Annotated in this window: 23 protein-coding genes; 12 read left to right on the forward strand and 11 right to left on the reverse strand. The window is 65.3% G+C overall.

Annotated elements, in window-relative coordinates:
• Nucleotides 1–18: 18 nt before the first annotated feature.
• Nucleotides 19–1,419 (reverse strand): hypothetical protein, encoded by a 1,401-nt coding sequence (locus KFB96_RS20715; protein WP_213460973.1) that lies wholly within the window; start codon nucleotides 1,417–1,419, stop codon nucleotides 19–21.
• Nucleotides 1,420–2,090: 671 nt separating this feature from the next.
• On the opposite strand from KFB96_RS20715, the gene KFB96_RS20720 reads away from it, so the two are divergent.
• Nucleotides 2,091–3,221, forward strand: a complete 1,131-nt coding sequence (locus tag KFB96_RS20720; protein WP_300970622.1) for an ATP-binding protein — start codon at nucleotides 2,091–2,093, stop codon at nucleotides 3,219–3,221.
• 112 nt (nucleotides 3,222–3,333) lie between these two features.
• On the forward strand, nucleotides 3,334–3,663 hold the full coding sequence (locus KFB96_RS27050) for a hypothetical protein (RefSeq protein ID WP_300970624.1): 330 nt from the start codon (nucleotides 3,334–3,336) through the stop codon (nucleotides 3,661–3,663).
• Between the two features lie 177 nt (nucleotides 3,664–3,840).
• On the opposite strand, the gene KFB96_RS20725 is transcribed toward KFB96_RS27050, so the two are convergent.
• From KFB96_RS20725 to KFB96_RS20740, 4 genes are all read right to left on the reverse strand, one after another.
• Nucleotides 3,841–4,263: a type II toxin-antitoxin system VapC family toxin gene (locus KFB96_RS20725; protein WP_213460977.1), complete on the reverse strand. Its 423-nt coding sequence runs from the start codon at nucleotides 4,261–4,263 to the stop codon at nucleotides 3,841–3,843.
• The gene (locus KFB96_RS20730; protein WP_213460979.1) at nucleotides 4,260–4,583 is read right to left on the reverse strand and encodes a type II toxin-antitoxin system Phd/YefM family antitoxin; all 324 of its coding nucleotides are present in this window, start codon (nucleotides 4,581–4,583) and stop codon (nucleotides 4,260–4,262) included. Before KFB96_RS20730 ends, KFB96_RS20725 begins: the two co-directional genes overlap by 4 nt.
• A 130-nt stretch (nucleotides 4,584–4,713) precedes the next feature.
• Entirely contained in the window at nucleotides 4,714–6,555 is a 1,842-nt protein-coding gene (locus KFB96_RS20735) for an Hsp70 family protein (RefSeq protein ID WP_213460981.1), read from the reverse strand.
• Nucleotides 6,552–7,103, reverse strand: a complete 552-nt coding sequence (locus KFB96_RS20740) for a DUF2760 domain-containing protein (protein WP_213460983.1) — start codon at nucleotides 7,101–7,103, stop codon at nucleotides 6,552–6,554. The genes KFB96_RS20735 and KFB96_RS20740 overlap by 4 nt, the downstream gene beginning before the upstream one ends.
• Nucleotides 7,104–7,307: 204 nt before the next feature.
• On the opposite strand from KFB96_RS20740, the gene KFB96_RS20745 reads away from it, so the two are divergent.
• From KFB96_RS20745 to secF, 8 genes are all read left to right on the forward strand, one after another.
• Entirely contained in the window at nucleotides 7,308–7,613 is a 306-nt protein-coding gene (locus KFB96_RS20745) for a DUF2934 domain-containing protein (RefSeq protein ID WP_213460985.1), read from the forward strand.
• A 208-nt stretch (nucleotides 7,614–7,821) separates the two neighbouring features.
• Nucleotides 7,822–9,783 carry a tetratricopeptide repeat protein gene (locus tag KFB96_RS20750; protein WP_213460987.1) on the forward strand — a complete coding sequence of 654 codons (1,962 nt, stop codon included), beginning with the start codon at nucleotides 7,822–7,824 and terminating at the stop codon, nucleotides 9,781–9,783.
• 328 nt (nucleotides 9,784–10,111) lie between these two features.
• Nucleotides 10,112–10,648 carry a peptide-methionine (S)-S-oxide reductase MsrA gene (gene msrA, locus KFB96_RS20755; protein ID WP_213460989.1) on the forward strand — a complete coding sequence of 179 codons (537 nt, stop codon included), beginning with the start codon at nucleotides 10,112–10,114 and terminating at the stop codon, nucleotides 10,646–10,648.
• A gap of 41 nt (nucleotides 10,649–10,689) precedes the next feature.
• Nucleotides 10,690–11,403: an HAD family hydrolase gene (locus tag KFB96_RS20760; protein WP_213460991.1), complete on the forward strand. Its 714-nt coding sequence runs from the start codon at nucleotides 10,690–10,692 to the stop codon at nucleotides 11,401–11,403.
• 6 nt (nucleotides 11,404–11,409) lie between these two features.
• Nucleotides 11,410–12,519, forward strand: a complete 1,110-nt coding sequence (gene tgt / locus KFB96_RS20765; protein WP_213460993.1) for a tRNA guanosine(34) transglycosylase Tgt — start codon at nucleotides 11,410–11,412, stop codon at nucleotides 12,517–12,519.
• A gap of 448 nt (nucleotides 12,520–12,967) precedes the next feature.
• On the forward strand, nucleotides 12,968–13,300 hold the full coding sequence (yajC, locus tag KFB96_RS20770) for a preprotein translocase subunit YajC (RefSeq protein WP_120797149.1): 333 nt from the start codon (nucleotides 12,968–12,970) through the stop codon (nucleotides 13,298–13,300).
• A 147-nt stretch (nucleotides 13,301–13,447) separates the two neighbouring features.
• Nucleotides 13,448–15,304 (forward strand): protein translocase subunit SecD, encoded by a 1,857-nt coding sequence (gene secD / locus KFB96_RS20775; RefSeq protein ID WP_213460995.1) that lies wholly within the window; start codon nucleotides 13,448–13,450, stop codon nucleotides 15,302–15,304.
• A 211-nt stretch (nucleotides 15,305–15,515) separates the two neighbouring features.
• Nucleotides 15,516–16,466, forward strand: a complete 951-nt coding sequence (gene secF, locus KFB96_RS20780; protein WP_213460997.1) for a protein translocase subunit SecF — start codon at nucleotides 15,516–15,518, stop codon at nucleotides 16,464–16,466.
• Nucleotides 16,467–16,537: 71 nt separating this feature from the next.
• Here secF and KFB96_RS20785 read toward each other — a convergent pair whose 3' ends face one another.
• The 5 genes from KFB96_RS20785 to KFB96_RS20805 all read right to left on the reverse strand — a co-directional run bounded on the left by KFB96_RS20785 (nucleotide 16,538) and on the right by KFB96_RS20805 (nucleotide 20,686).
• The gene (locus KFB96_RS20785) at nucleotides 16,538–16,861 is read right to left on the reverse strand and encodes a transcriptional regulator (RefSeq protein WP_213460999.1); all 324 of its coding nucleotides are present in this window, start codon (nucleotides 16,859–16,861) and stop codon (nucleotides 16,538–16,540) included.
• A 72-nt stretch (nucleotides 16,862–16,933) separates the two neighbouring features.
• On the reverse strand, nucleotides 16,934–17,941 hold the full coding sequence (locus tag KFB96_RS20790; protein ID WP_213461001.1) for a sodium-dependent bicarbonate transport family permease: 1,008 nt from the start codon (nucleotides 17,939–17,941) through the stop codon (nucleotides 16,934–16,936).
• Between the two features lie 236 nt (nucleotides 17,942–18,177).
• Nucleotides 18,178–18,591, reverse strand: a complete 414-nt coding sequence (rnk, locus tag KFB96_RS20795; protein WP_213461002.1) for a nucleoside diphosphate kinase regulator — start codon at nucleotides 18,589–18,591, stop codon at nucleotides 18,178–18,180.
• Nucleotides 18,592–18,603: 12 nt separating this feature from the next.
• A complete protein-coding gene (locus tag KFB96_RS20800) occupies nucleotides 18,604–19,731 on the reverse strand; it encodes an FAD-dependent oxidoreductase (protein ID WP_213461003.1) in 1,128 nt (375 codons plus the stop codon).
• A 316-nt stretch (nucleotides 19,732–20,047) separates the two neighbouring features.
• Complete coding sequence (locus tag KFB96_RS20805) at nucleotides 20,048–20,686, reverse strand: arylesterase (RefSeq protein WP_213461004.1); 639 nt, start codon at nucleotides 20,684–20,686, stop codon at nucleotides 20,048–20,050.
• Between KFB96_RS20805 and KFB96_RS20810 the strand changes: the two genes are divergently transcribed.
• Complete coding sequence (locus KFB96_RS20810; RefSeq protein ID WP_213461005.1) at nucleotides 20,685–21,374, forward strand: ABC transporter ATP-binding protein; 690 nt, start codon at nucleotides 20,685–20,687, stop codon at nucleotides 21,372–21,374. The genes KFB96_RS20805 and KFB96_RS20810 overlap by 2 nt on opposite strands.
• A complete protein-coding gene (locus KFB96_RS20815) occupies nucleotides 21,371–23,860 on the forward strand; it encodes an FtsX-like permease family protein (protein ID WP_213461006.1) in 2,490 nt (829 codons plus the stop codon). The genes KFB96_RS20810 and KFB96_RS20815 overlap by 4 nt, the downstream gene beginning before the upstream one ends.
• 134 nt (nucleotides 23,861–23,994) lie before the next feature.
• Here the strand turns inward: KFB96_RS20815 and KFB96_RS20820 are convergent, their stop codons facing one another.
• Nucleotides 23,995–24,192 (reverse strand): hypothetical protein, encoded by a 198-nt coding sequence (locus KFB96_RS20820; RefSeq protein WP_093031698.1) that lies wholly within the window; start codon nucleotides 24,190–24,192, stop codon nucleotides 23,995–23,997.
• Nucleotides 24,193–24,515: the final 323 nt, after the last annotated feature.

Raw genomic sequence — 24,515 nt, forward strand, 5'->3', positions numbered from 1 at the left:
CGCCATGGATCTGGAACATCAACGGCGCAGCGGCCCGAATCGGGCTTCGAGCGCCGGGAACGGGAGGCTGATCCAGCCCGGGAAGTGCACGATGCCGGTTTCGGCGAGTTGCGCGCAGGCGTCGTGCTTCAACAGCAACGCGATCGGGCCGAGCTCCGGGTCACCGCGAAAGACCAATGCGTTGAACGGCGCCGCCCAGTCGTCGACGATCGCCATCCACGGCCATTGCATGGCGTAAGGCTCTTCGGGACCGAACGGGATGCAGGTCTCGGGACTGCTCGCGGTCAGGTTGACCAGTCCATGCGTCGCCGTCCACCAGGCCACCGAGCGGGCCGCCGCCAGCAGCAGGATCGCTGCGGTCGCCGCCGCGATCAGATGCCGCAGCGTTCGCCCGCGCACGGCCGGCGACAGCGGCGTGCTCCGCTGTTCTACAGCGAATACCGCAAGTGCGGCGAGCACCGTCAGCCCTAAACCGAGCCCGAAGCTCAGTCCGACCTTGAGCCGGATGCCCTCGCCGAGCAGAAAGCCGGCGCCGATTCCGAGCGCGGCGAGCGGCAGCAGCCAGGCCACCGGGCCGAGCAAGGCGGTGAGACGTCCGCGCCAAGGCTGCCGCGGCGCGACGACCAGCAGCGTCCAGCCGAGACCGAGCAGGCCGATGCCGATCAGGAACCCAAGCTGCAGGTCGGTCGCCGGCAGCAGATAACCCGCGGCCGCCTCCGGGGCCAAGCGGCCGCGTTCATAGGTGGTGAGGCCGGTGATCGTCCAGGCCAAGCGCACCAACGCCGCCGCGGCGAACCCGCCGGCGAGCCAGTACCAGCGCCGCGCGTCGAGCCCCGCGCCGCGCCGGGCGATGGTGACCGCCAGCAGCGCGAGCAGGGCCGCCGCGGTGAAGGAGAGCGGATGCAGAAATACGAGCACCGCCCCCAGCACGAGCCCGTAGGCCAAGGTGGCGACACGCTCGGGATAGAGTAGCGCGGCGAGCACGAACGGCCAGCTCAGGTGCAACGTCACCATCAGTTCCGACACGCCCGAGAAATTGAGCTGCAAGGCCAGAAGCCCGAGCACAGGATAGGCCCAGAGCCAGGGCGCGCGCCGCCGCACCAGCCACCAGGCGATGGCGAGCGATGCCCAGGGCAACAGGGCGTAGCCGAGCGAGAACGCGTGCCGCAGCACCAGTACATCATCGGAGACGCGCCAGGTGAGCAGCACCGGGACCTGCGCGAGTGCGGCACTCACGCGCAGGTTCGGGATCAGCGGCTCGCCGGTCAGCAGGATCCGCATGAAGTACCATCCACCATCGCCGTAGAGCGGCGCGCCGACCAGTCCGACGACGACGGCCACCGCGCCGATCAGGCCGAGCGCCGCGAGCAACAATCGGCGGGTTGCCCGCGGCGGGCGCATGTCGAGTTGTGCGCTCACGCCGCCTCCGCCGCTTGACGGGCGAGGCACCAGTCGGTCGACCGCGACGAGGCTCCAACCATCGCCCGCACTCGCGGCGTGCTGCAGCGCTTGCGCGAGAGCCCTGCGCGGCCGTGGGCCCTGGATCGCGTGGGTCCGTCGAAGTTGTGCCGAAAAAGCCGGGAACAGACTCTGAGAGATTCCATGGCAAGGATGACTGTCTTCAGCATCTTTAATCGTTTTTTGCTTGGAATGGAGCGTGCATTAGGAGGCCGTTGTCTCCGGAAAGCGACGAGCCCCACTGGGGAGACCGCCGTGCGTGCAGGCACCATTTTACACTGACTGCCTCGATCCATTGCCGCGGTGCATTCGCCGCACGCGTCTGAGCGCGGCTGAAAGGCGGGTGCTCCTCGCGTCTCGCGACGGGCTTGAGAAGCTGCATCTGCTGCTGTGGTCGGCGCCGGCAGGTCCGGTTGCCGTGCAGGTGCCGTCCCGGCAGCCGGGCTGTGACGGAGTGGGCGGGAAGGCGAGCGGTGCGCCTGTCGAGACCCAATGTAAGGTCAGGCCGAGGAGTTTTGCGGCCTGATTCAAACGCCGGTCGAAAACGCCGGAGTGCCGGGTGGCTCCGCCCCGGCTGTCGTCCTGAACCTGCATGTTATGCTCGGGGTATCCTGTCGTCCGCGAGGTGTTCGATGCGCTTCTTCAACACCGAGGGCCCGGTTCGGTCCGAGGATCATTACCGTCTACCGCCCCTGCAACGCTGGGATCTAGACGAGATCCTGATGCTCATCGCGCAGAAGAAATACTTCCTGCTCCATGCCCCGCGGCAGACCGGCAAGACCACCTGCCTGCTGGCGTTGATGGAGCATCTGAACCGGGAGGGCCGTTATCGGGCGGTCTATGCCAACCTGGAGGGGGCACAGGCCTATCGCGAGCGGGTCGACCCGGCCATGGCGACGATTGTCACCGACATCGCCGCCGCGGCGGGCGTCTGGCTCGGCGATGCCGCCCCGGCTCTGCATGCGGCGGAGGTGTTGGCCGTTACGCCGCCCGGCTCGGCCCTCGGGGTGTTTTTGACACAGTGGTGCCAACGCTCTTCCAAGCCCTTGGTTCTGCTGCTCGACGAGGTGGATGCCCTGATCGGCGATACCCTGATCAGCCTGCTGCGCCAGTTGCGCGCAGGCTATCCGCAGCGTCCGGGGGCTTTTCCGCAGACCGTCATCCTCTGCGGCGTTCGCGATCTGCGTGACTACCGGATTCATTCCACGGCAGAGGCGTCGATCATCACCGGCGGCAGTGCGTTCAACATCAAGGCCAAGTCGTTGCGGTTGGGCGACTTCACCGCCGCCGAGGTCGGGACGCTGCTGCTGGAGCACACGGCCGAGACCGGACAGGTCTTTACCCCCGATGCACTGGCGCGGGTCTGGGAGTTGACGCAAGGCCAACCCTGGTTGGTCAATGCACTCGCGTACCGGGCCTGTTTCGAGATGCCCGAGGGGCGCGATCGCAGCCGCCCGATCACGACCGACCTGATCGATCACGCCAAGGAGCAGATGATTTCGGAGCGTGTGACCCATCTCGATCAGTTGGCCGACAAGCTGTGCGAGGGACGCGTGCGGCGCGTGATCGAGCCGATGTTGGCAGGAACCTCGACGGGGAGGTGTCGGAGGACGACCGACAGTATCTGGTCGATCTGGGCCTGCTGCGACGCGACGGCACGGGTGGACTGGTGGTGGCCAATCCCATCTATCGCGAGGTGCTGCCCCGTGCCCTGGCCGGCGGGCCGCAAGATACCTTGCCCCGCATCGCCCCGACCTGGCTGAACGCCGACGGCAGTCTGAACCCCGAACGTCTGCTGGATGCCTTCCTCGTGTTCTGGCGCCGGCACGGGAGCCGCTCCTGCGTAGCGCCCCCTATCACGAGATCGCCCCGCACTTGGTGCTGATGGCCTTCCTGCACCGCGTCATCAACGGCGGCGGAATCCTCGAGCGCGAATACGCCATCGGCATGGGGCGGATGGATCTTTGTCTGCGCTACGGCGCAGTGACCTTGGGCATGGAGCTGAAGGTCTGGCGCGATGGCGCTTCGGACCCACTCACCGAAGGGCTCGGGCAACTCGACGCTTATCTCGCCGGCCTGGGTATCGTCACGGGCTGGCTGGTGATCTTCGACCGACGCTCGGGTCAGCCGCCGATCCGCGAGCGCACCGGCGCACAGACCGAGACCAGTCCAGGGGGCAGGCGCATCCAGGTGGTGCGTGCCTGAGCCGACCCTCCGAGCCGTTCGATCACACCCCGCTGCCGCGCCTGTTGAAGGCGACGTTCCAATGTTCGTCGGGGTATGTCGATGACCTATTCCGACGTCCCGGCCTTTTTCCGGTGGTTCACGCCTGTCTTGGCCGGGCTCCTGCGGCGCGAAAGCGAGCAGCGCTCCTGTCGAGACTCAGGGCAGGGTCAGGCCGAGGAGTTTTGCGGCCTGATTCAAACGCCGGTCGAAGCAGGAAAAACAGAGCGGCAAATCCGACTGCACCATGGCGATGTGGGCTGCCGCCAATTGCACTGCATCGTAGCCGCGCAAGGCGAAGGCATCGGCAAACTCCCCGGCACGCACCACAAGATTTTGCGTGACCTCCATTACGACATAATGGGGCCAGTCCCTGGCTAGGTCCGCCTTGGCGAGCTCCAGCGCAGACTGATCAGCCGGGGCTGCACGGGCGCGCCGTGCCACCGCTGCATGAAATTCGGCCCAGGCGATCCGGCACACCACGACGGCGTCTGCCTCTGCGACGAGGCCCTTCGCCCGGGAGCTGTCCGGCTCGGCAACGTAGAGCTTGACCACGGCGGATGTGTCGCAAAACAAAATCATCCCCGATCTTCTTGGACCAGCTCCGAGAGTAAGGGGCCTTCAGGCGAGAGACGAATATCGGCGCCCGCTGGTTTGCCGCCGCTCCACTGCGCCGCCCCGGAGACCAGTAGTCGGCCGATGCCGTGCTCGTCGCCGTTCGGAACGGCTGTGAGCCGCGCAATCACCCGGCGGTGCGACGTGATTTCGATGGGTTGGCCTGTGCGAGCCTCGGCAAGGTAATGCGCAAGCCTGGATTTGAGCTCTCGGACCGAGACGGACATTTTGTAGTCACCAATATGATGCGACTGCTTGATTGTGGTCACCGTATAGGATTCTGTCAAGGACGCCACCGGCCTAAACCGCGCCCGGCGCTGTATGCGATGGTTTCGGATGGGATCGGCCCCGGCAGACTTGACGGCCGTCGGAGCCGGCACGGTGCGCCATGCATGTCCGCAGCACCGAGGCTCCGGGTCAGCCGCCACCGCGCGTGTTGAAGGCGACGTTCCACTGCTCGTCCGGTCTGTCGACCGGGATCGCCGTCAGCTCCAAGGTGCCGACCTCGGTCACCGTGGCCTGAAGCCGGACCGCGACGACCTCGCCCTTCTTGTGATCCTTTGCGGGCAGGACGGTCTGGATCTCGGCGAGCTCCTCGAGCTCCTCTTCGCGCCACTCCTCCAGCAGCTCGCCGACCTCGTCCTCGCGCCGGACGCTCGAGCCGAAGAAGCGGAAGCGCACCGCCTCGCCGACCACGAGACCGAACTCCTGCGGCGGGGCCACCGGACCCGAGCCCTCTTCGAGTCCGAACGGCACCAGGCAGAGCGCCTGGATCTCGGGCTCCATGCCGGGGATGGCCGGCATGGAACTCTCGACCCCGACATAGTAGGAGTGGGACGTGCCGCCGCGGATGCGCACCCCGCCGTGACGTCGGACGTGGGCGTAAAAGGCGGCCCCGCGGGCGACGGCCAGATCCAGATCGCGTGCATCCAGGAGGCGGGCCACGGGCGCATCCTCCGCGCTCAGCCACTGGTTGAGCACCTCGAGCACGCGCTCCTGGAGGACCGGTGCCTTGAAGACGCCGCCGTTGAAGAGCACTGCCGTCGGATGCAGGAAGCTCGCCCCCGGCGTTTGGGCCACGAAGCCCTGCAGGTCCTCGGTCGCGCCGGTTTGTCGGCCGAGGAAGGCGGCCAGATGACGGGTCACGGCCGGGTCCTGCGCATAGGGCAGACCGACCTTGGTGATCGCGCCGCGCGCGCGTACGGCGGGGCGACTGTCGGCGGCGACCGCCGGGAAAAAGCCCTCGATCAGGGTCGAGCGGACCTCCTCGCGCGTGAGCTCGGTGCGGATGCTGCCGCCGATCAGACGCGAGCCGCGGCTCGGGACCACCACCGGCATGCCCTCCAGGTCCGGATCGGCCAGCAGTGACTCCTTGGCGATGCGGCAGCCGTGCGTCAGCGCCTGCAGCTGCCAGCGATCCAGCTCCACGCCGGTCTTCGCCAGCTTCTGTTTCAACAGATGGGCGAGGGTCAGGTCCATGTTGTCGCCGCCGAGCAGGATGTGCTCGCCGACGGCGACGCGGGTCAGCTCGAGTGCGCCGTCCTGCTCGGTGACCGCGATCAGCGACAGATCCGTGGTCCCGCCGCCGACATCGACCACCAGGATGATGTCGCCGACCTGTACCTCATGCCGCCAAGCGCCTTGGGTGTCGTTGACCCAGGAGTAGAGCGCCGCCTGCGGCTCTTCGAGCAGGACCAGGTGCTCGATACCGATCGCACGTGCCGCCTCCGCGGTCAGCTCGCGCGCCGCCGGATCAAAGGAGGCCGGCACCGTGACCGTGACCTCCTGACGACTGAGCTGGTCATAGGGAAACTGCCCGTTCCAGGCATCGCGCAGATGGGCGAGGTAATGCACCGTCGCGTCGAATGGCGAGATGCGCGGGATCTCGTCCGGTGCGCCGGCCGGCAGGATCGCGGACTTGCGGTCGATGTCCGGATGACAGAGCCAGCTTTTGGCGCTCGAGACCAGACGGATCGGCGTCGTGGTGCCCTGGTTGCGGGCCATCTCGCCGCAGATGCGGGTGAGGTCGGTCTGCCAAGGCAGACCCAGGTCCGCGGCCTTGAGCTCGTCCGGATGCGGTAGATAGAGACAGGACGGCAGCAGAGGACGGGCCTCCACGGAGCCGGGGCCGATCAGCTGCGGGATGGAGACGAGGCCCTGGACGATGTTCTCGCCCTCGCTCTGGTCCGAATCCACGAACGACAGGGCGCAATGAGTGGTCCCCAGATCGATGCCGACGGCGTAGCGATAGTGGCTCACAGCTCCACCTCCGCGGCGGCGAGGATGCGCAGGTCGTGTCCGCCGGTGGTCTTGGGGAGATCCATCCCCGTGACCCGCCAGCCGCGATGCACCAGCGTTCCCTGGAAGGGCGGATCTCCGACGACGTTGCCGGTCGGTCGATTGGCGGAGGCGTCGAAACCGGGCGTCAGGGTGACGCGGCTGCCCTCGGGCTCCTCGCGCACCGGCGTGATCTTCAGATGGGCGTTCAGGACACCCCGGCAGCCCTGATGGACGATGCGTGCGGCAGCGCCGATCTCCTGATCGGAGGCGCCCTTGAGGTCTTCCTGCAGAAAGTCCACCAAGCGCCCCTCTTTCTGCAGCAAACCGAGCAGGAGCAAGGCCGAATCCGGCGCAGCGCTCGCCAAGGGCACCGCAGCGGGTGCCGCGGGCCGCGCCAAGGCGTGCTCGCCTTCGCCCTTGGCGAGCAATCCGACGGCGCGGGCGAAGCCCGGATCCTTCAAGATACGTTTGAAGCTGGTGAAGGCGATGAGGGCCCTCCGGAAAAAGGAAGGCGTTGCTGAGCCCATGGAAGCATCCTCGTGACGGCCAATTTAATCGGTTCGGACGGCGGGCGATCGCACGCCGTCCCGAGGTGCGCATGGTACCGCGCCGCTCGCTGTCGCTCGACCGTGGATTTCACGGAAATCGGGCGATCTACCTGCACCCGCCTCGATGGCATAATAGGGGTATCACCAACAGCCCGGATCGGGCGACATCAGGGGTCTCGGTCGATGCATCCGACACAATCACAGGCGCCCGGCGCGCCGACCATGGGCGAGCGCCGCAAGATGGTCGAGATCGCGGCCTATTTTCTCGCCGAGCATCGGGGGTTCGCCCCCGGCGGGGCGGATGCCGACTGGCGCCGGGCCGAGCAGGCCATCGACGCCATGATCGCGGACGGACTCGTCGGCGAATCCGGCCATGAGCTCAGTGGCGACTCGGTGCATCGCGCGGAGGTGTCCGAGGGCATCCGCAACGCGCTCAAGCTCGGCGGCGGACTGTCGGGTGGATCTTCGCCGCGCTCCGAGCGCGCGTGAGCCGGGTTGTTGACGGGCTGATTGCACGGCGGCGGAAACGGTCGTGCTCTGTCATCTGCCGTCGCTGCCGACGGATCCCAGTGCCCTTTCCTGACGACCAAGTGCGAACGGATATCGTTCTGAAAGCGGCGTAGGACGCGCCTGCTCAATTCAACCCTTGCTGCGACACAGACGTGCGCGGTGCCCCTGCTTTGATCTGGAATTCCACGTGCCCAAGAAACCGACCAAGACCAAGAACAAGAACAAGCCCCTCAGCCGGCCACAACCCGAAGCGGCCCAGCTCAAGGCGATCGAGCGCCTGATGGAGGCAGGTGAGTACACCAAGGTGGTCCAGCGACTCAAACCGCTGGTCCAGCGATTTCCTGGTCATGGCGGACTCAGACGGCTTCTGATCGCGGCATCGGAGCGCAGCGAGGGGCTCCATGCGGCGGGGCTTGCCGCGTTCGAATGGGCCGAGCGTCGACCCAGCAGTATCCAGGCCCAGCAGGCGTTGCTCTCCTTTGCAGTGCGACTGGGGCTTGTTCTCCTGGCGGATCGCGCGGCGCGGCAACTGCGCGCCTTGGGGCTGATGACGCCGGGCTTTCCGGTGAGCCCCGGCATGCTCGCGGACGTGCTCGCAACGCCGGAGGGAACCTTGGCGACGGTCGAGCAGATCGAATGCTTCGACATCGGGACACTCTATTTGGACGCACAGGATTTCTCCGGTGCGGTCGACCGGCTGGACGGCCTGGAGATCCTCTCGGCGCGCAACAATCGCGCGATGGCGCTGTTTCATCTCGGGCGGATCGACGAGGCGCTGGCCGGTTTCATGGCCAGTTGGGAGGCGGATCAGGCCAATCTGTTCGCCCTCGGCTGGGTGGTCCGCCTGCGCCTGTATCGTGGCGACGAGGTGGGTGCGCAGGGTCTGACGATTCCCTTGGCGGGAGCAACCGCCAGGCGGCTGGACGACGCCCTGCTCCAGCTCGATGCCCTGCTGTTGCTTCGACAGGATGCGGCCGCCCGGGATGCCTTTACACGCAGCAAGCAATGCGCCTGGTTCGAGATCGGTAAAGATTATCCGCGTGCGGTGTTGCACCACTTTGCGGCTTGCGCCGCCAGCCGGTTGGGCCGAGCGTCGGAGGCAGGGGGCCTGTGGCGCGAGGCGCTGCGGCTCATGCCCGATTTCAAACTTGCGATTCACAACAGCGCCGGCCTCGAACGTGACCATCAGGCGTCCGAGTATCCAGCGGTCTTCGATCTGTCGCGGGCGCTCCCGCTCACCTGGATCAATGAATTGCGCGCCGCAGGCGAGGAGATCGCCGATACGGTCGAGACCCTGACCGCCGCCAATGTCTTCTTGGAGGCGCTGTATCTCGGCGGAGAGGGTCCCTTGCGCAGTCTGGTCGGTCTTGTTCTCATGCACCGTGCCGGCCGCGCCGATCCGGACGCCGCGCGTCTGCTGAAAGGCTTCGCGCGTCTGCCCATCGGGACCAAGGATGAACGTTTCGTGTTCTTGCGTCTGCTCCAGGAGCAGAATCTGATCGCACCGACCGACCTCGTCGACTATTGGGACGGAAATCAGCTCCGTCAGATCAATCTGTTCAGTATCGAGGTCCACCGCGAGCCGGAGGTGAGCGATCTGCCCGATGATCTGCAGGAGCTCCTCAATGCGTCGATTGCGCGCTTCAACACGGGCGATCATGCCGGCGCCGAGCCCCTGCTGGCGCAACTCCTGGCACGCGTACCGAACCATGCTGCGGCCAAGGGTAATCTGGCGGCGATTCGTTCCTTTCAGGGTCGGCACGAGGAGGCGGAGAAATTGTTGAGGGAGGTCGTTGCCGACCATCCGGATTACCTCGTTGCACGCTGTAATCTCGCCAATCTGGCCGTCCTGGATGGCAATGTGGATGAGGCCGATGCATTGCTCAAAGGGTTAGCGACTCGCAGACGTATCCATATCCAGGATCTGTTCACCCTCTACGGGTCAATGGCCTTGCTGAATCGCGCGCGTGGTGAAGTGGCGGTAGCCGATTCGCTGATCGCCAGCCTCGAACCATTGGTTCAGAACGAGGACGATGCGCGCCGACTGAAATTTGCCAAGAACCTGCAGAAGTCGGTTGGGCTTGAGACGACGTTCATTGAGGCCCTGACCGCCCTGGTGCGTCGGCCCGGGAAACCGAGCAGAGGATAGAGCGCGTCGCTGATCGACAGACAAAAAAAAGCGCGACGGGCGTCGCGCTCGGAATTTACCACCAAAGGAGGATGGAGGAGTGCACCGAAGCGCGAAGCTTCAGTACATCAACAGTTTCTTATTTACTGTTTCTCTTGTCAACCCCTTCGTGACGTCCAGGTCGTGATGGTCTCGAATCCGATCCGAAATGCCGATTTGCGGACAACGCTGTTGCGGGATCGGCCTCGCCCCCAACTGTCGTCGCGGGACGAGGCCAAAACGGGTGACCGTTTCAAGCGGCTTCGGTGCGTCACGGCGCGGTTGCGAATCACAACGGGAGCGAAGAGCGATGGCGATTGAAACAGCGACACTGGGCGGCGGGTGCTTTTGGTGCTTGGAGGCGGCCTTTCAGGGCGTCGAGGGCGTGCAGTCCGTGGTTTCCGGATATGCCGGAGGCCCCGACGCGCAGCCGACCTATCATCAAGTCTGCACGGGCACGACCGGCCATGCCGAGGTGGTCGAGATCGGCTTCGACGACACCCGGGTCAACTTCGAGACACTCCTCGAGGTCTTCTTCACGATCCACGACCCGACAACCCTGAACCGACAGGGTGCGGATGTCGGCAGCCAGTACCGCTCGGTGATCTTCTATCATTCGGATGCGCAACGCGAGGTCGTGGAGCGGGTGATCGCGCGGCTCAACGCCGAAGGCATCTGGCCCGATCCCATCGTCACGCAGGTCCAGCCCGCTCCGACCTTCTACCCGGCCGAGGCGTACCATCAGGGTTACTACCGCCGCAATCCGAGCCAGGGCTACTGTCAGGTCGTCATCTCGCCCAAGCTGGCCAAGCTCCGTGCGCGCCATGCCGCCCTTTTGTCCAAATAAACGTGGTCGACGAATCGGCGCAACCGGTGCAGCATAGCGCCATGCCCGATCCATCCTTTCGTCTCATTACCCTGGACCTGGACGACACCGTCTGGCCCTGCGTGCCCGTCATTCAGGCCGCCGAGGAGGCGTTTCACGACTGGCTGGTCCGACATGCGCCGCGTCTGGCCGAGGCCCACGATCTGGCGAGCATGCGCCGTCACCGTCGCGAGCTGATGGACGCCATGCCCGAGATCGCGCACGACCTGGGTCAGATCCGTCGCCGATCCTTGGCCACGCTGCTGGAGTCGTTCGACTATGCGACGGGTCTGGCCGAGGAGGCGCTGGCGCTGTTCGACGCGCACCGCAATCGCGTCGAGCCCTTCGAGGACGTGACCCCGGTGCTGCGGACGCTGTCTGCGCGTTACCGCCTGGTGTCCCTCACCAACGGCACCGCCAACCCCGAGATCACGCCCCTGCGCGGGCTGTTCGAGCGCAGCATCACGGCCGCCGATGCAGGTGCCGCCAAGCCGCATCCGGCGCTCTTCATCCGTGCACTCGAGCACGCCGGTTGCGAGCCGAGCCAGTGCCTGCACCTCGGCGACGACCCCTGGATGGATGTCGAGGGTGCACGCGCGGTCGGGATGACCGCCGTCTGGGTCAATCGCTACGGGCGGAGCTGGCCGGATGATCTGGCGCCGCCCGCCCTGACGGTGACGACCCTTCATCAACTCCTGGATTGGCTCGACGCCGAGCCGCAGCGCGACCCGAGGTAAGCACGCATGGATTTCGATCTCCTGGCCAACGATGGATTGGCCCGGCGCGGCCGTTTGCGCTTCGCGCGCGGGACGGTCGAGACCCCGGCCTTCATGCCGGTCGGAACCTACGGGACCGTCAAGGCGATGACCCCGGAGGAGCTGACCGATCTCGGCGCCGAGATCGTCCTGGGCAACACCTTCCATCTGATGCTGCGTCCCGGCACCGAGATCATCCGCCGCTGCGGCGATCTGCACGGATTTATGCACTGGGAGCGTCCCATCCTCACGGATTCGGGCGGCTTTCAGGTCTTCAGCCTAGGCGAGCTGCGCAAGATCACGGAGGAGGGCGTGCACTTTCGCTCGCCGGTCGACGGCAGTCCGGTCTTTCTGAGCCCCGAGATCTCCATGCAGGTCCAGCGCGCGCTCGGCTCCGACATCGTCATGATCTTCGACGAGTGCACGCCCTATCCCGCCGACGCGGCGCAAGCGCGGGCCTCGATGGCGCTCTCGCTGCGTTGGGCAGAGCGCTCGCGCGAGGCCCACGGCGACAATCCATCGGCCCTCTTCGGCATCGTTCAAGGCGGCATGCATGAGGGACCGCGCGCCGAATCCTTGGACGGGCTTATGAGCATTGGTTTCGACGGCTATGCCGTCGGCGGGCTATCGGTCGGGGAGACGGAGGCCGAGCGACTGCGCATCCTCGATTTTCTCGGCGATAAGCTGCCGACGGATCGCCCGCGCTACCTGATGGGCGTGGGAACACCGGAGGACATCGTGGCCGCCGTCGGGCGCGGCATCGACATGTTCGACTGCGTCATGCCGACCCGCAACGCGCGCAACGGCGACCTCTTTACGCACCAAGGCAAGGTCCGGATCCGCAACGCGGCGAATCGCACCGACGAGGGACCGCTGGATCCGCTCTGCGCCTGCTACTGCTGCCGCCATTACAGCCGCGCCTACCTGCACCACCTGGATAAGTGCAAGGAGATCCTCGGGGCGCGTCTGCAGACGATCCACAATCTCCACTACTACCAAACCCTGATGCGCGGGCTGCGCGAGGCCATCGTCGCAGGCCGCTATGGCGCCTTCGTCGGCGAGTTCGAGGCGCTGCGCGCAACACCCCTTTCGACCTGATCCAAGACGCGCCTTCAGGTGATTTCCGTAAACTTCCATACCCGTAGGTTGTGCTGACGATAGGAAGCACAACTTGCGCCGACGGTTGGTTGTGCCTCGCACGGCTCGGCACAACCTACGCCCTTGACATGAAGGTTTCCGGAATTCGCCTTAAACCGCGCCAGCTCCGACAGTCGTCGGAGCTGGCGCGGCCAAGCCACTCCAACGCATGACGCATACCGCACCGGGCGCGGTTTAAAAGACCAGGGTCCGCGGCAGGGTCGGGGCGATCGCGAAACCAGGTCGGTCGAGACGGTCTCGTCTGGAGCCCGACGCTGCAACTTGCTCCGCGCTATGCCATAATTCGGCGCCGAGTTTTCCGGAGGTCGAGCGGCCTTTGCCGGCCCTCTTCTCGTTCCAACCGCCGGATCGCGACCGAGCGATCCCCAGACCAATAGGCAATCGAATTATGAGCTTCCTGATCTCAGATGCCGTCGCTCAAGGCGAGGCCGCCGCCGGTGCGGGTGACCCCTTTTTGGCACTGCTCCCGCTGGTGCTCTTCGCGGTCGTCTTCTATTTTCTCCTGATCCGTCCGCAGTCCAAGCGCCAGAAGGAGCACCGCAAGATGGTGGAGTCCTTGGCGAAGGGCGACGAGGTCGTGACGATGGGCGGCATCGCCGGGCGTATCGCCGACATCGGGGACAACTTCGCGCTGCTCGACATCGCCGACGGTGTCGCCGTGAAGATCCGGCGCAGCTCGGTCGAGTCCGTGATGCCGAAAGGAACGCTGAAAGACCTGTAAGCCCTTCGCCCGCACCTCGGCCGCGGTGTCTCGTGCACCGCGGCGTCTTGACCGGATTCCTCCGGATCAGGGCGCGGGCGCCCTCCTTGGCGCCGGCCGGTGTCCGGCCCTTCCCCGATCGCGCCCGCTGTTGCGACTGGAATTGCAATGAATCAATACCCCTTGTGGAAGAATCTCCTGATACTGGGCGTCGTCCTCGGCGCCTTGCTCCTTGCGGTTCCGAATCTCTTCTCTCAGGATCCGTCGATCGAGATCACCGCCGCGCGCGGCTCCCAGGTGACCGAGGCTAGTCTTGCCGAGGTGCGAGCGGCACTCGAAACCGCCGGTGTTCCCGTCAAGGATGTCGAGCCGCGCGAAGGCGGTAAGCTGTTGGTGCGTTTCGCCTCCTCGGCCGATCAGTTGGCCGGGCAGGATGCGATCGAACGGGCCCTCTCCGAGCGTTACCGCACCGCGCTGACACTCTCGGCGGACCTGCCCGGCTGGGTGCGGTTTCTCGGCCTCAACCCCATGTCGATGGGGCTCGATTTGCGCGGCGGCATCCATGTCGTGATCGACGTGGACATGGAGGCGGCACTCGATCAGGCGCTCGAGCGCTATGTCGGTGACATCCGCACCGAGCTGCGCGATCGCAAGATCCGCTATCTCACCGTCGCACGCGAGGGCTCGCGCATCCTGATCAAGTTCAACGATGCCGCGATGCGCGACGATGCCGAGCAGGCTCTGAACAGCGAGTTCCGCGATCTCGACACTCAGCCCCTCGAGGAAGGCGGCAATCTCGTCATCGCTGCGAGCCTGCCGCCGGCTCAACAGGAGCAGATCCGCACCTTTGCGCTGCAGCAGAACATCACGACACTGCGCAACCGTGTCAATGCGCTCGGCGTGGCCGAGCCCAGCATTGCCCGTCAGGGCGATCGCCGCATCGTGGTCCAGTTGCCCGGCGCGCAGGATCCGGGGCGCCTGAAGGAGCTGCTGGGTGCGACCGCGACCCTCGAATATCGCTTGGTCGACACCGAGAACAGCGTCGCCGACGCCCTCGATGGCCGTGTTCCCGTCGGCAGCCGGCTCTATCGCGAGCGTGACGGTAGGCCGATCCTGCTGAACCGTCGGGTGATCGTCACCGGCGATCAGATCACCGATGCCTCCGCCGGATTCGACAGTCAGAGCGGCAGTCCCGCGGTCTTCGTGAACCTCGACGGTCAGGGTGCGCGGCGGATGCGGACCATGACGACCGAGAACGTCGGCAAGCCGATGGCCGTGGTCTTCATCGAGAACGTGACCACCACCGAGATCGTCGACGGGGAGTCCGTGAAGCGCACCCGCAAGGTCGAAGAGGTGATCAGTGTCGCGACCATCCGCGAGCCCTTCGGGCGGCGCTTTCAGACCACCGGGTTGGACAGCAGCGACGAGGCGCATAACCTCGCGCTCTTGCTGCGCTCGGGTGCCTTGGCGGCGCCGATCCAGATCGTCGAGGAGCGTACCATCGGTCCCAGCCTCGGCCAGGACAACATCGACCAGGGCTTCATGTCGGTCATGATCGGGCTGGCGTTGGTGCTGGTCTTCATGGCGCTCTATTACCGCGTCTTCGGACTGGTTGCGAACGTCGTGCTGCTGGTGAATCTCGTGATGATCGTCGCGATCCTCTCGATGCTGCAGGCGACGCTGACCTTGCCCGGGATCGCCGGTATCGTCCTGACCGTGGGTATGGCGGTCGATGCCAACGTCTTGATTTACGAGAGAATACGTGAGGAGATCCGCAACGGCAGCACGCCCCAGGCGAGCATCCACGCCGGATTCGACAAGGCGCTTTCGACGATCGTCGACGCGAACGTGACGACACTCATCGCCGCGGTCGTGCTCTTCAGCTTCGGCACCGGACCGATCAAGGGGTTTGCGGTGACGCTGTTCATCGGGATCATCGCGTCCATGTTCACCGCCATCCTGGGTGCCCGCGCACTGATCAACTTGATCTACGGCGGCCGGCGCGTGAAGAAGTTGGCGATTTGAACCGCGTGCTCGGGTGGGCTCGATGCCCTGATGCGTGACGCGCCGTCGAGGCCATCGTCAGGCTCGGCGTCGACGCGGTTCAAGCGGCAACAGGCTAAAACACGTCGAGCTCACTCGAAAATCAGCATCTTGCTCTGGACGCGGTTTAACCAATGACGATCTCAATCAAGGGCGCTCGATGTCCAGAGCGCCCTAAACCAAGGGCGATTCGATGAGAGACCTGAGTGTCATCAATGAGCTGAATATCGATTTCATGGGTATTCGCCGCCCCGCGGTGATCTTATCCGGGGTCGTGATTCTGTTTTGTATTCTGGCCATGCTGATCCGTGGCTTCAATCTGGGGTTGGACTTTACCGGCGGCACCGTGCTCGAGGTCGGCTATCAGAATCCGGCCGAGCTGAGCGACGTGCGTGCGGCACTCGAGGCGAAGGGTTTCACGGGTGCGACCGTTCAGCACTTCGGCACGCGCAGCGATGTCCTGATTCGTCTGGCCCCCGAGGCCGGTGAGGAGGCGAGTGCGGAGCTGAGCGATAATGTCTTCAAGGCATTGAGCGAGGCGGTCGGGGGGCAGGTCGAGCTACGGCGGGTCGAGTTCGTCGGGCCTCAGGTCGGCGAGGAGCTTCGCGAGCAGGGTGGACTCGCCGTCCTCTTCGCGCTGATCGGCATCCTCATCTATGTCGCCTTGCGCTTCGAGTGGCGCTTCGCCGTGGGTGCGGTCGTCGCCATCGTGCATGACGTCGTCTTCACCGTCGGGATGTTCGCACTCTTTCAAATCCCATTCGATCTCACCGTCCTGGCCTCGATCCTCGCGGTCATCGGTTACTCGCTCAACGATACCATCGTCATCTTCGACCGCATCCGCGAGAACTTCCGCCGAATGCGCAAGGGGTCGGTCATCGACATCACCAACGTGTCGATCAACCAAACCTTGTCGCGGACCGTGGTCACCTCGGGGACCACTCTGCTCGTGCTCATCGCGCTCTATATCTTCGGCGGAGAGGCGCTCAACGGATTCTCGCTGGCGCTCATCATCGGTGTCGTTGTCGGCACCTATTCGACCATTTTCGTGGCCACGGCTGCCGTGATCTTGCTCGGTGTCAGTCGCGCGGATCTCCTCCCGGTACCCAAGGAAGGGGCCGATGCGGGCAACAGCATGCCTTAGGATCCGGCGTATCAAGCACGTCCGCTTTGCTTGACGTTCAGCCGCTCGAGCGGCTGGGTTGAACCGATCTGTCAGGTCTTCATCGGCCGCTCGAATTTCTCGTGGCAGAGCACCTCGACATCGGCCACGAAAACGGTCAAGTGGTAGCCTTGGCCGATCAACACATCCAGGTCATCGAGCAGGCCGGACAGGCGCTCCGGCGGCAGAATGACCTTCAGAAGCAGGTTGGTGTCGATCTCCAGATTGCCCGACTGCAAACCGTCGGAGCCGGCGCCGCGGGCGCGCAGCAGGGTATAGCCGCTCAAGCCGGAGTGCTGCACCGCGGCGATCAGCCGTTGCTCGAGCACATCGGTGGTGATGACGGTAACGAGCTTTTCGGGGACAAGGCGGTGCATCTGCGTGGGCTCCTGCGGCTTGCGATAGGACCGGGCGACCGGGCGCGAGGGTCGCCGAGTCGATTGTGATGATCAGGCCCCGCCGGCCAACAGCAGGGCCAGTTGGTGATAGATCGGGATGCCGAAGACGACATTGAACGGGAAGGTCACGCCGAGCGACAAGGTCAGATAAAGCGACGGATTGGCCTCCGGCACCGCCAAGCGCATCGCGGGCGGGACGGCGATATAGGAGGCGCTTGCACCGAGCACCCCGACCAGCGTCGTGCCGCCCACCCCGAAACCGAGCATTAGGTGTCCGACCGCCACGCCGATCACGCCGCCGAGCAGCGGCATCAACAGCCCGAACGACACGAGAGCCAACCCGACGCGCCGAAAGTCGCCGAAGCGTCGCCCCGCCTCGAGTCCCATCTCCAAGAGGAACAGGCACAGCATGCCCATGAAGATGTCCGTGGTGAAGGGGTGTAGCGACTCCATGGCCGTCGGGTTCGCGATCGCGCCGATCAGCATCGACCCGATCAGGAGGACCACGCTGCCGTTGGTGAAGGCCTCGCGGAGGATGCCCCCCAGATGGCTCCGGCCGCGGTCTGTATCGGCCGCGAGGCTCGCGTTGGCCTTTGCGGCGCGTCCGCGGCTCCAGCTCGCGAGCAAGAGGCCGACGACGATGGCCGGCGACTCCATGACCGCGAGCATGATCAAGGGATAGCGTTCGTACTCGATCCCTTGACTCGACAGGAAGGCGATCGCGGTGAGGAAGGTGCCGGCGCTGACCGATCCGTAATGGGCTGCGATCGCAGCGGCGTCGAGCGGGTCGACGCGCCGCAACGCAAGCAGGAAACCGAATGCGATGATCGGCAGCAGGAAACCCAGCACCAGGGCCCAGACGACCGCGGCAAGGGCGTCGCCGAGGTCTGCATTCGCCAGTTCGACGCCGCCGTGCAGACCGATCGAGACCAGCAGGTAGATGGAGAGGATCTTCGCCAGATCCGGCGGAAAGCGCAGATCCGACTTGATCAGACGCGCGGCGAAGCCGAGTGCGAAGAAGAGTACGGCCGGGATCAGCAGGTTGGAAAACGCGGACATCGTGCCTCTGGGGTCCCGGACGGGGGCTTGGATGATAGGGACTCGGGATACAGCTTAACGCCGCCCGAGTCTCGATGATAATCGATGGTTGTGATACACAATATCGGTAAAAGTCGATGTATTCGCTGCGGACTCAAGCACTGCTGTCCGACGATTCGCGCAGTCAACCCAAGGTCGAGAGCCTCGGGTCGATAAGACGTCTGCGCGCATCGCGGCTCGAAGGCTTTGCGGCAGGCTCAGCGGTAGTGCTCGCCCGAGCGCTCGGGTTGGTAGGTGACCTCGTCGATGTGGACCCGCAGCGTGCCTCCGCCCGGTTTCGGCCAGTCGATCTCGTCGCCCTCGGACAGGCCCAGCAGGGCGCTTCCGACGGGCGCGAGGATCGAGATGGTCCGACCGCTGTCATCGGCATCGCTCGGGTAGACGAGCGTCAAACAACGCTCCTCGGCGGACGATTCGATGCGGAACTTCACGGTCGATCGCATGGTGACAACCTTGGGCGGGATATCCTTGGCATCCACGACGATCGCCCGAGAGAGCTCGGCCTCCAAGTCTGCTTTGCCGGGAAAGTCGGCCTCGTCGATGGAGTCCAGAAGCCGTTCCAACCGCTCGGCATCGGTCGTCGACAGAATAATGTTGGGTCGCTCGCTCATGGTGTGTCCTGACTAGCGGTAGGGGCGCAGATACCACCATTCGAAGCCCAGCTTCATCCAATGGAAGAGCCGTGTCGAAGGCAGTACCCAGTTGTTCTTTTCGGTGCGCGCGACCAGCATGCCCGTATCGTTGGCGTCGACGATGCAGACCAGCTCGACCTTGAAGGTCTCGCTCGGCGCGCGGCCCTGCAGCTCTCCGAGTAGATTCTTTACTGCCGCGCGCGCTTGCAGGTCCGCCATGTGGGCCTGCTTCGGCATCCAGTCGGGACCGGGGAAACTGCCCGAATCGCCTGCGACATAGACCCGCTCGTAGCCGGGGACCCGGCAGTGTGCATCGGCCTGCAACAGTCCGCCCGGCGAGCGCGGCAGGGCGGTGTTGTCGAACCAGGTGTTGCCCGTCATGCCGGGCATGAAGAGGATGAGGTCGGCGTCGAATTCCCCGCCCTCGGTCGTCACCTTCGTCTCCGAGAACGACTTGAGCTTATGGCCCAGATGGGTCTCGATGCCGCGGCGCTTCATCTCCGCGAGGATACCGTCGACCGCCTTCGGGCCGAGCCGGTTGCCGGGTCGTTCCGCCGGGGTGAAGAAGTGCAGGCGGAAACGGTCGCGACGCCCCTCCTTGCGCAGCTGGCTGTCCATCCCGAAGATGAACTCGAAGATGGGTCCGCCCCGCATGGAGCTCGGCTCGTTGGGGTTGCCGGCGAAACCCATCGCGATGCTGCCGCCGTCCATTGTCTTGACGCGATCGCGGATCGCCTGGGCGGCGGCGATGCCCTCGCAGGGGGTGATGGCGTGCTCGATGCCGGGGAGCTTCTTGATGAAGCGCCCGCCGCTGCCGATGAGGAGCCCGTCGTTCTCGACGGGGCCGGCGGTGGTCTCGAGCGTGCGCCCGTCCGCGCTCAGGCCGGTCGCCTCTCCGGCGAGATGGCGCACGCGCATCCGCGCGAAGAAGGGGCGCAGATCGATGCGCAGATCCTCGCCGCTGCGGATGCCGCAGGGCACCCAGATCAGGCCCGGATAGTAGATGAATTCGGCCTTCGGGCTGACGAGCGTGATCTCGGCGTCGGGTGCGGTGCGTCGGATGCTTTGAACGGCCGTGAGGCCGGCGAATCCGGAACCGACGATGGTGATGCGATGCATGAATGACTCCGGTGACCCTTAAACCGCGCCCAGCGCGGTATGCGATGTTTTTGGATGGGATCGGCCTCGGCCGACTTGGCGACCGTTGAAGCAGGCGCGGTTTAATCGATTAAAAAATATATCATTTTAAACCGCGTCCCCGCCAAGGGCTGTGGATACGCGAAACGACGAGCTCTCTCGAAAATCAGCATCTCGCTTTGGACGCGGTTTGGAAGGGACATCAGGATGCTTCGGATTGTATACCGATCCGGCAGTGAGACCGGAACAAGTGGGCACGTCTCGGGAGTGGGCTTCGGGTCGGGCGCGCCGCCGCGACCTAACGACTCGCCTCCAACAGCGGCCCCAAGATCGGCCAGACGTTGTCCAGGATACGCGGCTGCGCCTCGGCGGTCGGGTGCAGACCGTCGGCCTGCATCAGATCCCGATTCTCGGCGACTCCGGCGAGCAGATCCGGCACCAAGGGGACGGATTCGACCTCGGCGACCTCCCGGAACACCGCTTGAAAGCCGTCGGTGTAAGCCGCACCGTAGTTGGGCGGGAGGCGCAAGCCGGTCATGACGACTTGACTGCCGGCCGCGCTGCTGCGCGCCACCAGTGTCGTTAGATTGTTGCGGATGACCTCGAATCCCAGCCCGCGCAAGCCGTCGTTTGCACCGAGCTCGATCAGCACGATGGCGGGTGCGTGGTCATCGAGCAGCGCACCGAGCCGCGTCAGGCCACCGGCTGTCGTATCGCCCGAGACACTCGCATTCACGACGCGGTAGGCCAGTCCACGCTCGCGTAGACGCTCCTCGAGGAGCGACACCCAGCCGCTCTCGCGATCCAAACCATAGCTCGCACTCAGGCTGTCGCCGAGGACCAAGATGACGGGCGGGATCACCGGCGCGTCGGTCGCGCTTTTCGCGAGCGTCAGAGCGGGCAACAACATACAGGTCAGCAGGAGTAGACGGATCATGTCAGGGCAAAGACCTCGGGCCGTGTCGAAAGCGGTCGCAGTGGGGAAGTATGTTACGGGGCCGGCCGGCGGCTTGACTATCCTGGAGCGTCTCGACCTGGAGATCCAGGCCGGCGAGGCGGTGGCCATCCTCGGTGCATCCGGCTCGGGCAAGTCCACATTATTGGGGCTCTTGGCCGGTCTCGACAGTGCCACCTCGGGCGAGGTGTGGCTGTGCGGTCAGCGCGTCGACGATCTCGACGAGGACGGACGCGCGGCCCTGCGCAGCGGGCGAGTCGGCTTCGTCTTCCAGAACTTTCAGCTCCTGCCGACGCTGACCGCGCGGGAGAACGTGCTGCTCCCGCTCGAGCTGACCGGGACGCGCGACGCCGCGCGCCGCGCCGACGAGGCACTGGACCGGGTCGGTCTGACCCCGCGTGCCCGACATTATCCGCGCCAGCTCTCGGGTGGGGAGCAGCAGCGTGTCGCCATCGCCCGCGCCTACGCCCCGCGTCCCGAGGTGCTGTTCGCCGACGAGCCGACCGGGAACCTCGACCAGGTGACCGGCGAGCACATCATCGATCTCCTCCTGGACCTGCGCAGCGACGCCGGTGCCGCGCTGGTGCTGGTCACCCATGATCCGCGTCTCGCCGAGCGTTGCGATCGGCGTCTGCACATGGCGGCCGGTCACCTGGAGCAAGGCGCGTGAAGACCTGGCGAATCACCCTGCGACTGTTGGGTCAGGATTGGCGCAGCGGCGAGCTCTATCTGCTCGCATCCGCCCTGATCCTGACCGTCGCCGCCATCACGGCGGTGGGCTTTTTCACGGATCGCGTCGAAAACGCCATGGCCCGTCAGGGCGGTGAGTTGATCGCGGCGGATCTCGCCTTGGAATCGGCCACCCCGCTGCCGTCCGGCTATCGTGAGCAGGCGGAGCGCATGGGGCTGACCACCGCCGGGATCATCGAGTTTCGCAGTGTGGTGACGGGCGAGGACGGGCCGCAGCTCGTCCAGGTGAAGGCCGTGGATACCGCCTATCCCCTGCGCGGACGATTGAGCGTCCGCGATGCGTTCGATGCGCCGGATCGCGAGGTCGAAACGGGGCCGCCGCCCGGCGAGGTCTGGGTCGAGTCGCGTCTCCTGCCCTTGCTCGGTGCGGCGCTCGGCGAGGAGGTCGGACTCGGCGAGTCGCGCCTGCGCATGGGCGCCATCTTGAGCAACGAGCCGGATCGCGGCGGTGCGCTCTTTGCGCTGGCCCCGCGGGTCATGCTGGGCCAGTCGGATCTCGCGGCGACCGGGCTGATCACGGAGGCGAGCCGGGCCGAGCATCGTCTCTTGGTCGCCGGGGAGGCTGCGGTGGTCGAGCGGTTCAAACGGGCCATCGACGCGGGTCTGCCGGTCAATATCGACCTCATTGACGGCAGCACCGCCCGACCGGAATTCGAATCCGCGGTGGATCGCGCCTCGCGTTTCCTGCATCTGGCCACACTCGTCACCCTGCTGGTCGCCGGAGCCGCCATCGCATTGGCCAGCCGACGCTTCGTCGAGCGCCAGACCGACGCGGTCGCCGTGATGCGCTGTCTGGGTGCACCCAATCACCTGCTGGTGCGGGTCTTCATGATGCGGCTGGTGCTCTTCGGTCTGATCGCCAGCCTGGTGGGCTGTCTGCTCGGCTGGCTGGGACAGCTCGGGCTGATGCGTCTGTTGTCGGATTGGTTTGCGATGGATCTGCCGACACCCTCGCTCGCGCCGGTCGTCGTCGGTGTGGCGACGGGTCTGGTCGCGCTCCTGGGCTTTGCGCTCCCGCCCCTGTTTCAACTGGCGCAGGTCTCGCCCTTGCGTGCGCTGCGTCGCGACCTGGGTGCGCCGCGCGGCTCGGCGATCCTGACGGTGGTCGGTGCCGCGTCGGCCCTGGCCCTCCTGATCGTCTGGCAGGCGGATGATTTCCAACTCGCCTGGAAGCTGATCGCCGGCGTGCTCGGTGCGGTCGCGAGTCTGGTGATCACGGTGCTCGTGCTGGTGCGCCTCGCCGGCGGGCTCGCCGGGCGTGCCCGCGGGGTCTGGCGACTGGGGCTCGCGGCCTTGGCGCGGCGACCCTCCGCAGCGGTCCTGCAGATCTCCGGCCTGGGGCTCGGCATCCTGGCCTTGCTGCTGCTGGCCGTGGTGCGCGTCGATCTGCTCGCGGCCTGGCAGGAGACCTTGCCCGAAGGTGCGCCGAATCACTTTCTGATCAACATTCAACCGCAGGATGTCGAGCCGCTGGGACAGTTCCTGAGCGATGCGGGTGTGGGCGAGTCGGCCATCTACCCGATGATCCGCGGCCGGTTGGTACGGATCAACGATCGAACGATTGTCCCGTCCGACTTCGAGAATCCGCGTGCCGAGCAACTCGCCTCGCGCGAGTTCAACCTGAGTCAGGGCGCCGACCTGCAGTCCGACAACCGCATCGTCGCGGGCGCCTGGTGGTCGGGTGCGGATGCGCCTCCGGAGTTCTCGGTGGAGGAGGGCATCGCCGAGACGCTCGGCATTGCTTTGGGCGACGAGATCGCCTTCCTGGTCTCCGGTCGCGAGGTGAGTGCGCCCGTGACCAGTCTGCGCGAGGTCCAGTGGGACAGCTTCAACGTCAACTTCTTCGTCATCTCCTCCCCCGCACTCCTCGGGTCCGAGCCCGCGACCTACATCACCAGCTTCTATCTGCCCGACGAGCGCGAAACGCTGATCCCGGCGCTGGTCAAGCGCTTCCCGAGTGTGACCCTGCTCGACGTCGACGCCTTGCTGACGCAGGTCCGTCAGGTGGTCGACCGCGGCGTCATGGCGGTGGAATACGTCTTTCTCTTCACGCTCGCCGCCGGGATCCTGGTCATGTACGCCGGCATCCAGGCCAGCCTGGAAGAGCGCCGACTCGAGCACGGCATCCTGCGCACACTGGGCACCGGACGCCGGGCGCTGCTGACGAGTCTGGCCGTGGAGTTCACCGCCGCCGGTATCCTGGCCGGTGCGCTCGCGTCCGTCTTCGCCCAGCTGACCGGCTGGCTTCTGGCCGAGCAGCTCTTCGGACTGACCTTCAGCTTCAATCCGATGCTTTGGCTGATCGGGGTCTTCGGTTCCGGGGCCTTGATCGGAATGGCCGGGACAGTGGCGACCTATCCGCTGTTGATTCGCCCGCCGTTGCACACGCTGCGACAGGCGGGCTGAGAGATATCCCCTCGGCGTCTACACTGCTCGCCCCCGTGAGGGCGCGCGCTCTCTGGATCGTTGCCAAGCAAACACAAAAAAGCAGACACAAAAAAGGCGGGTCACCCCGCCTTTTCCGTTCGCCCGAATCGGGGTTATGCCTTCACCCAGTCCCCGAAGTTGTCGGTATTCTTCTCTTCGCCGTCGCCGTAGCCGGCCTCGTAGGCCTCCGTGAGGCGCTGCTCTTCGCGCTTCGGATTCTGGAGGAAACCGCACTGCCAGCCTTGGATGTACTCGTCGTCGACGCCGAGTTGTTCCATCTTGGTTACAGCGTCGTAATAGAACTGGTTCATGTCCGCTCTCCGGGCTCTTGTCGTTGACGAAGGGTCGGCTTGGAAATGCCTTGCCTTGAAAAACCTTGATCTTATTGGCGACGTGGATTCGGGTGCGTCGACCCGGATCCTCGGGTCCTCTCTCGAGTCTCGTAAGGAGCCTTGCCCGCACGACCCGCATGGTCATGAGGGGGCGAGAAGGGCTATAAGAATACAGCGTTTTTCTTATGTGTGACAAGGCGATCGCGCAGCCGACCGAGCAGGCATTGCACCCGGTCCGGGTGTTGCCTTGTGAAGGCGAGCACTAAAACCCACTCTATTCGCAACCCAACTGCGGTAGCCAC

The organism is Thiocapsa sp., assembly GCF_018399035.1.
In the GTDB taxonomy this organism is placed as follows: Bacteria; Pseudomonadota; Gammaproteobacteria; order Chromatiales; family Chromatiaceae; genus Thiocapsa.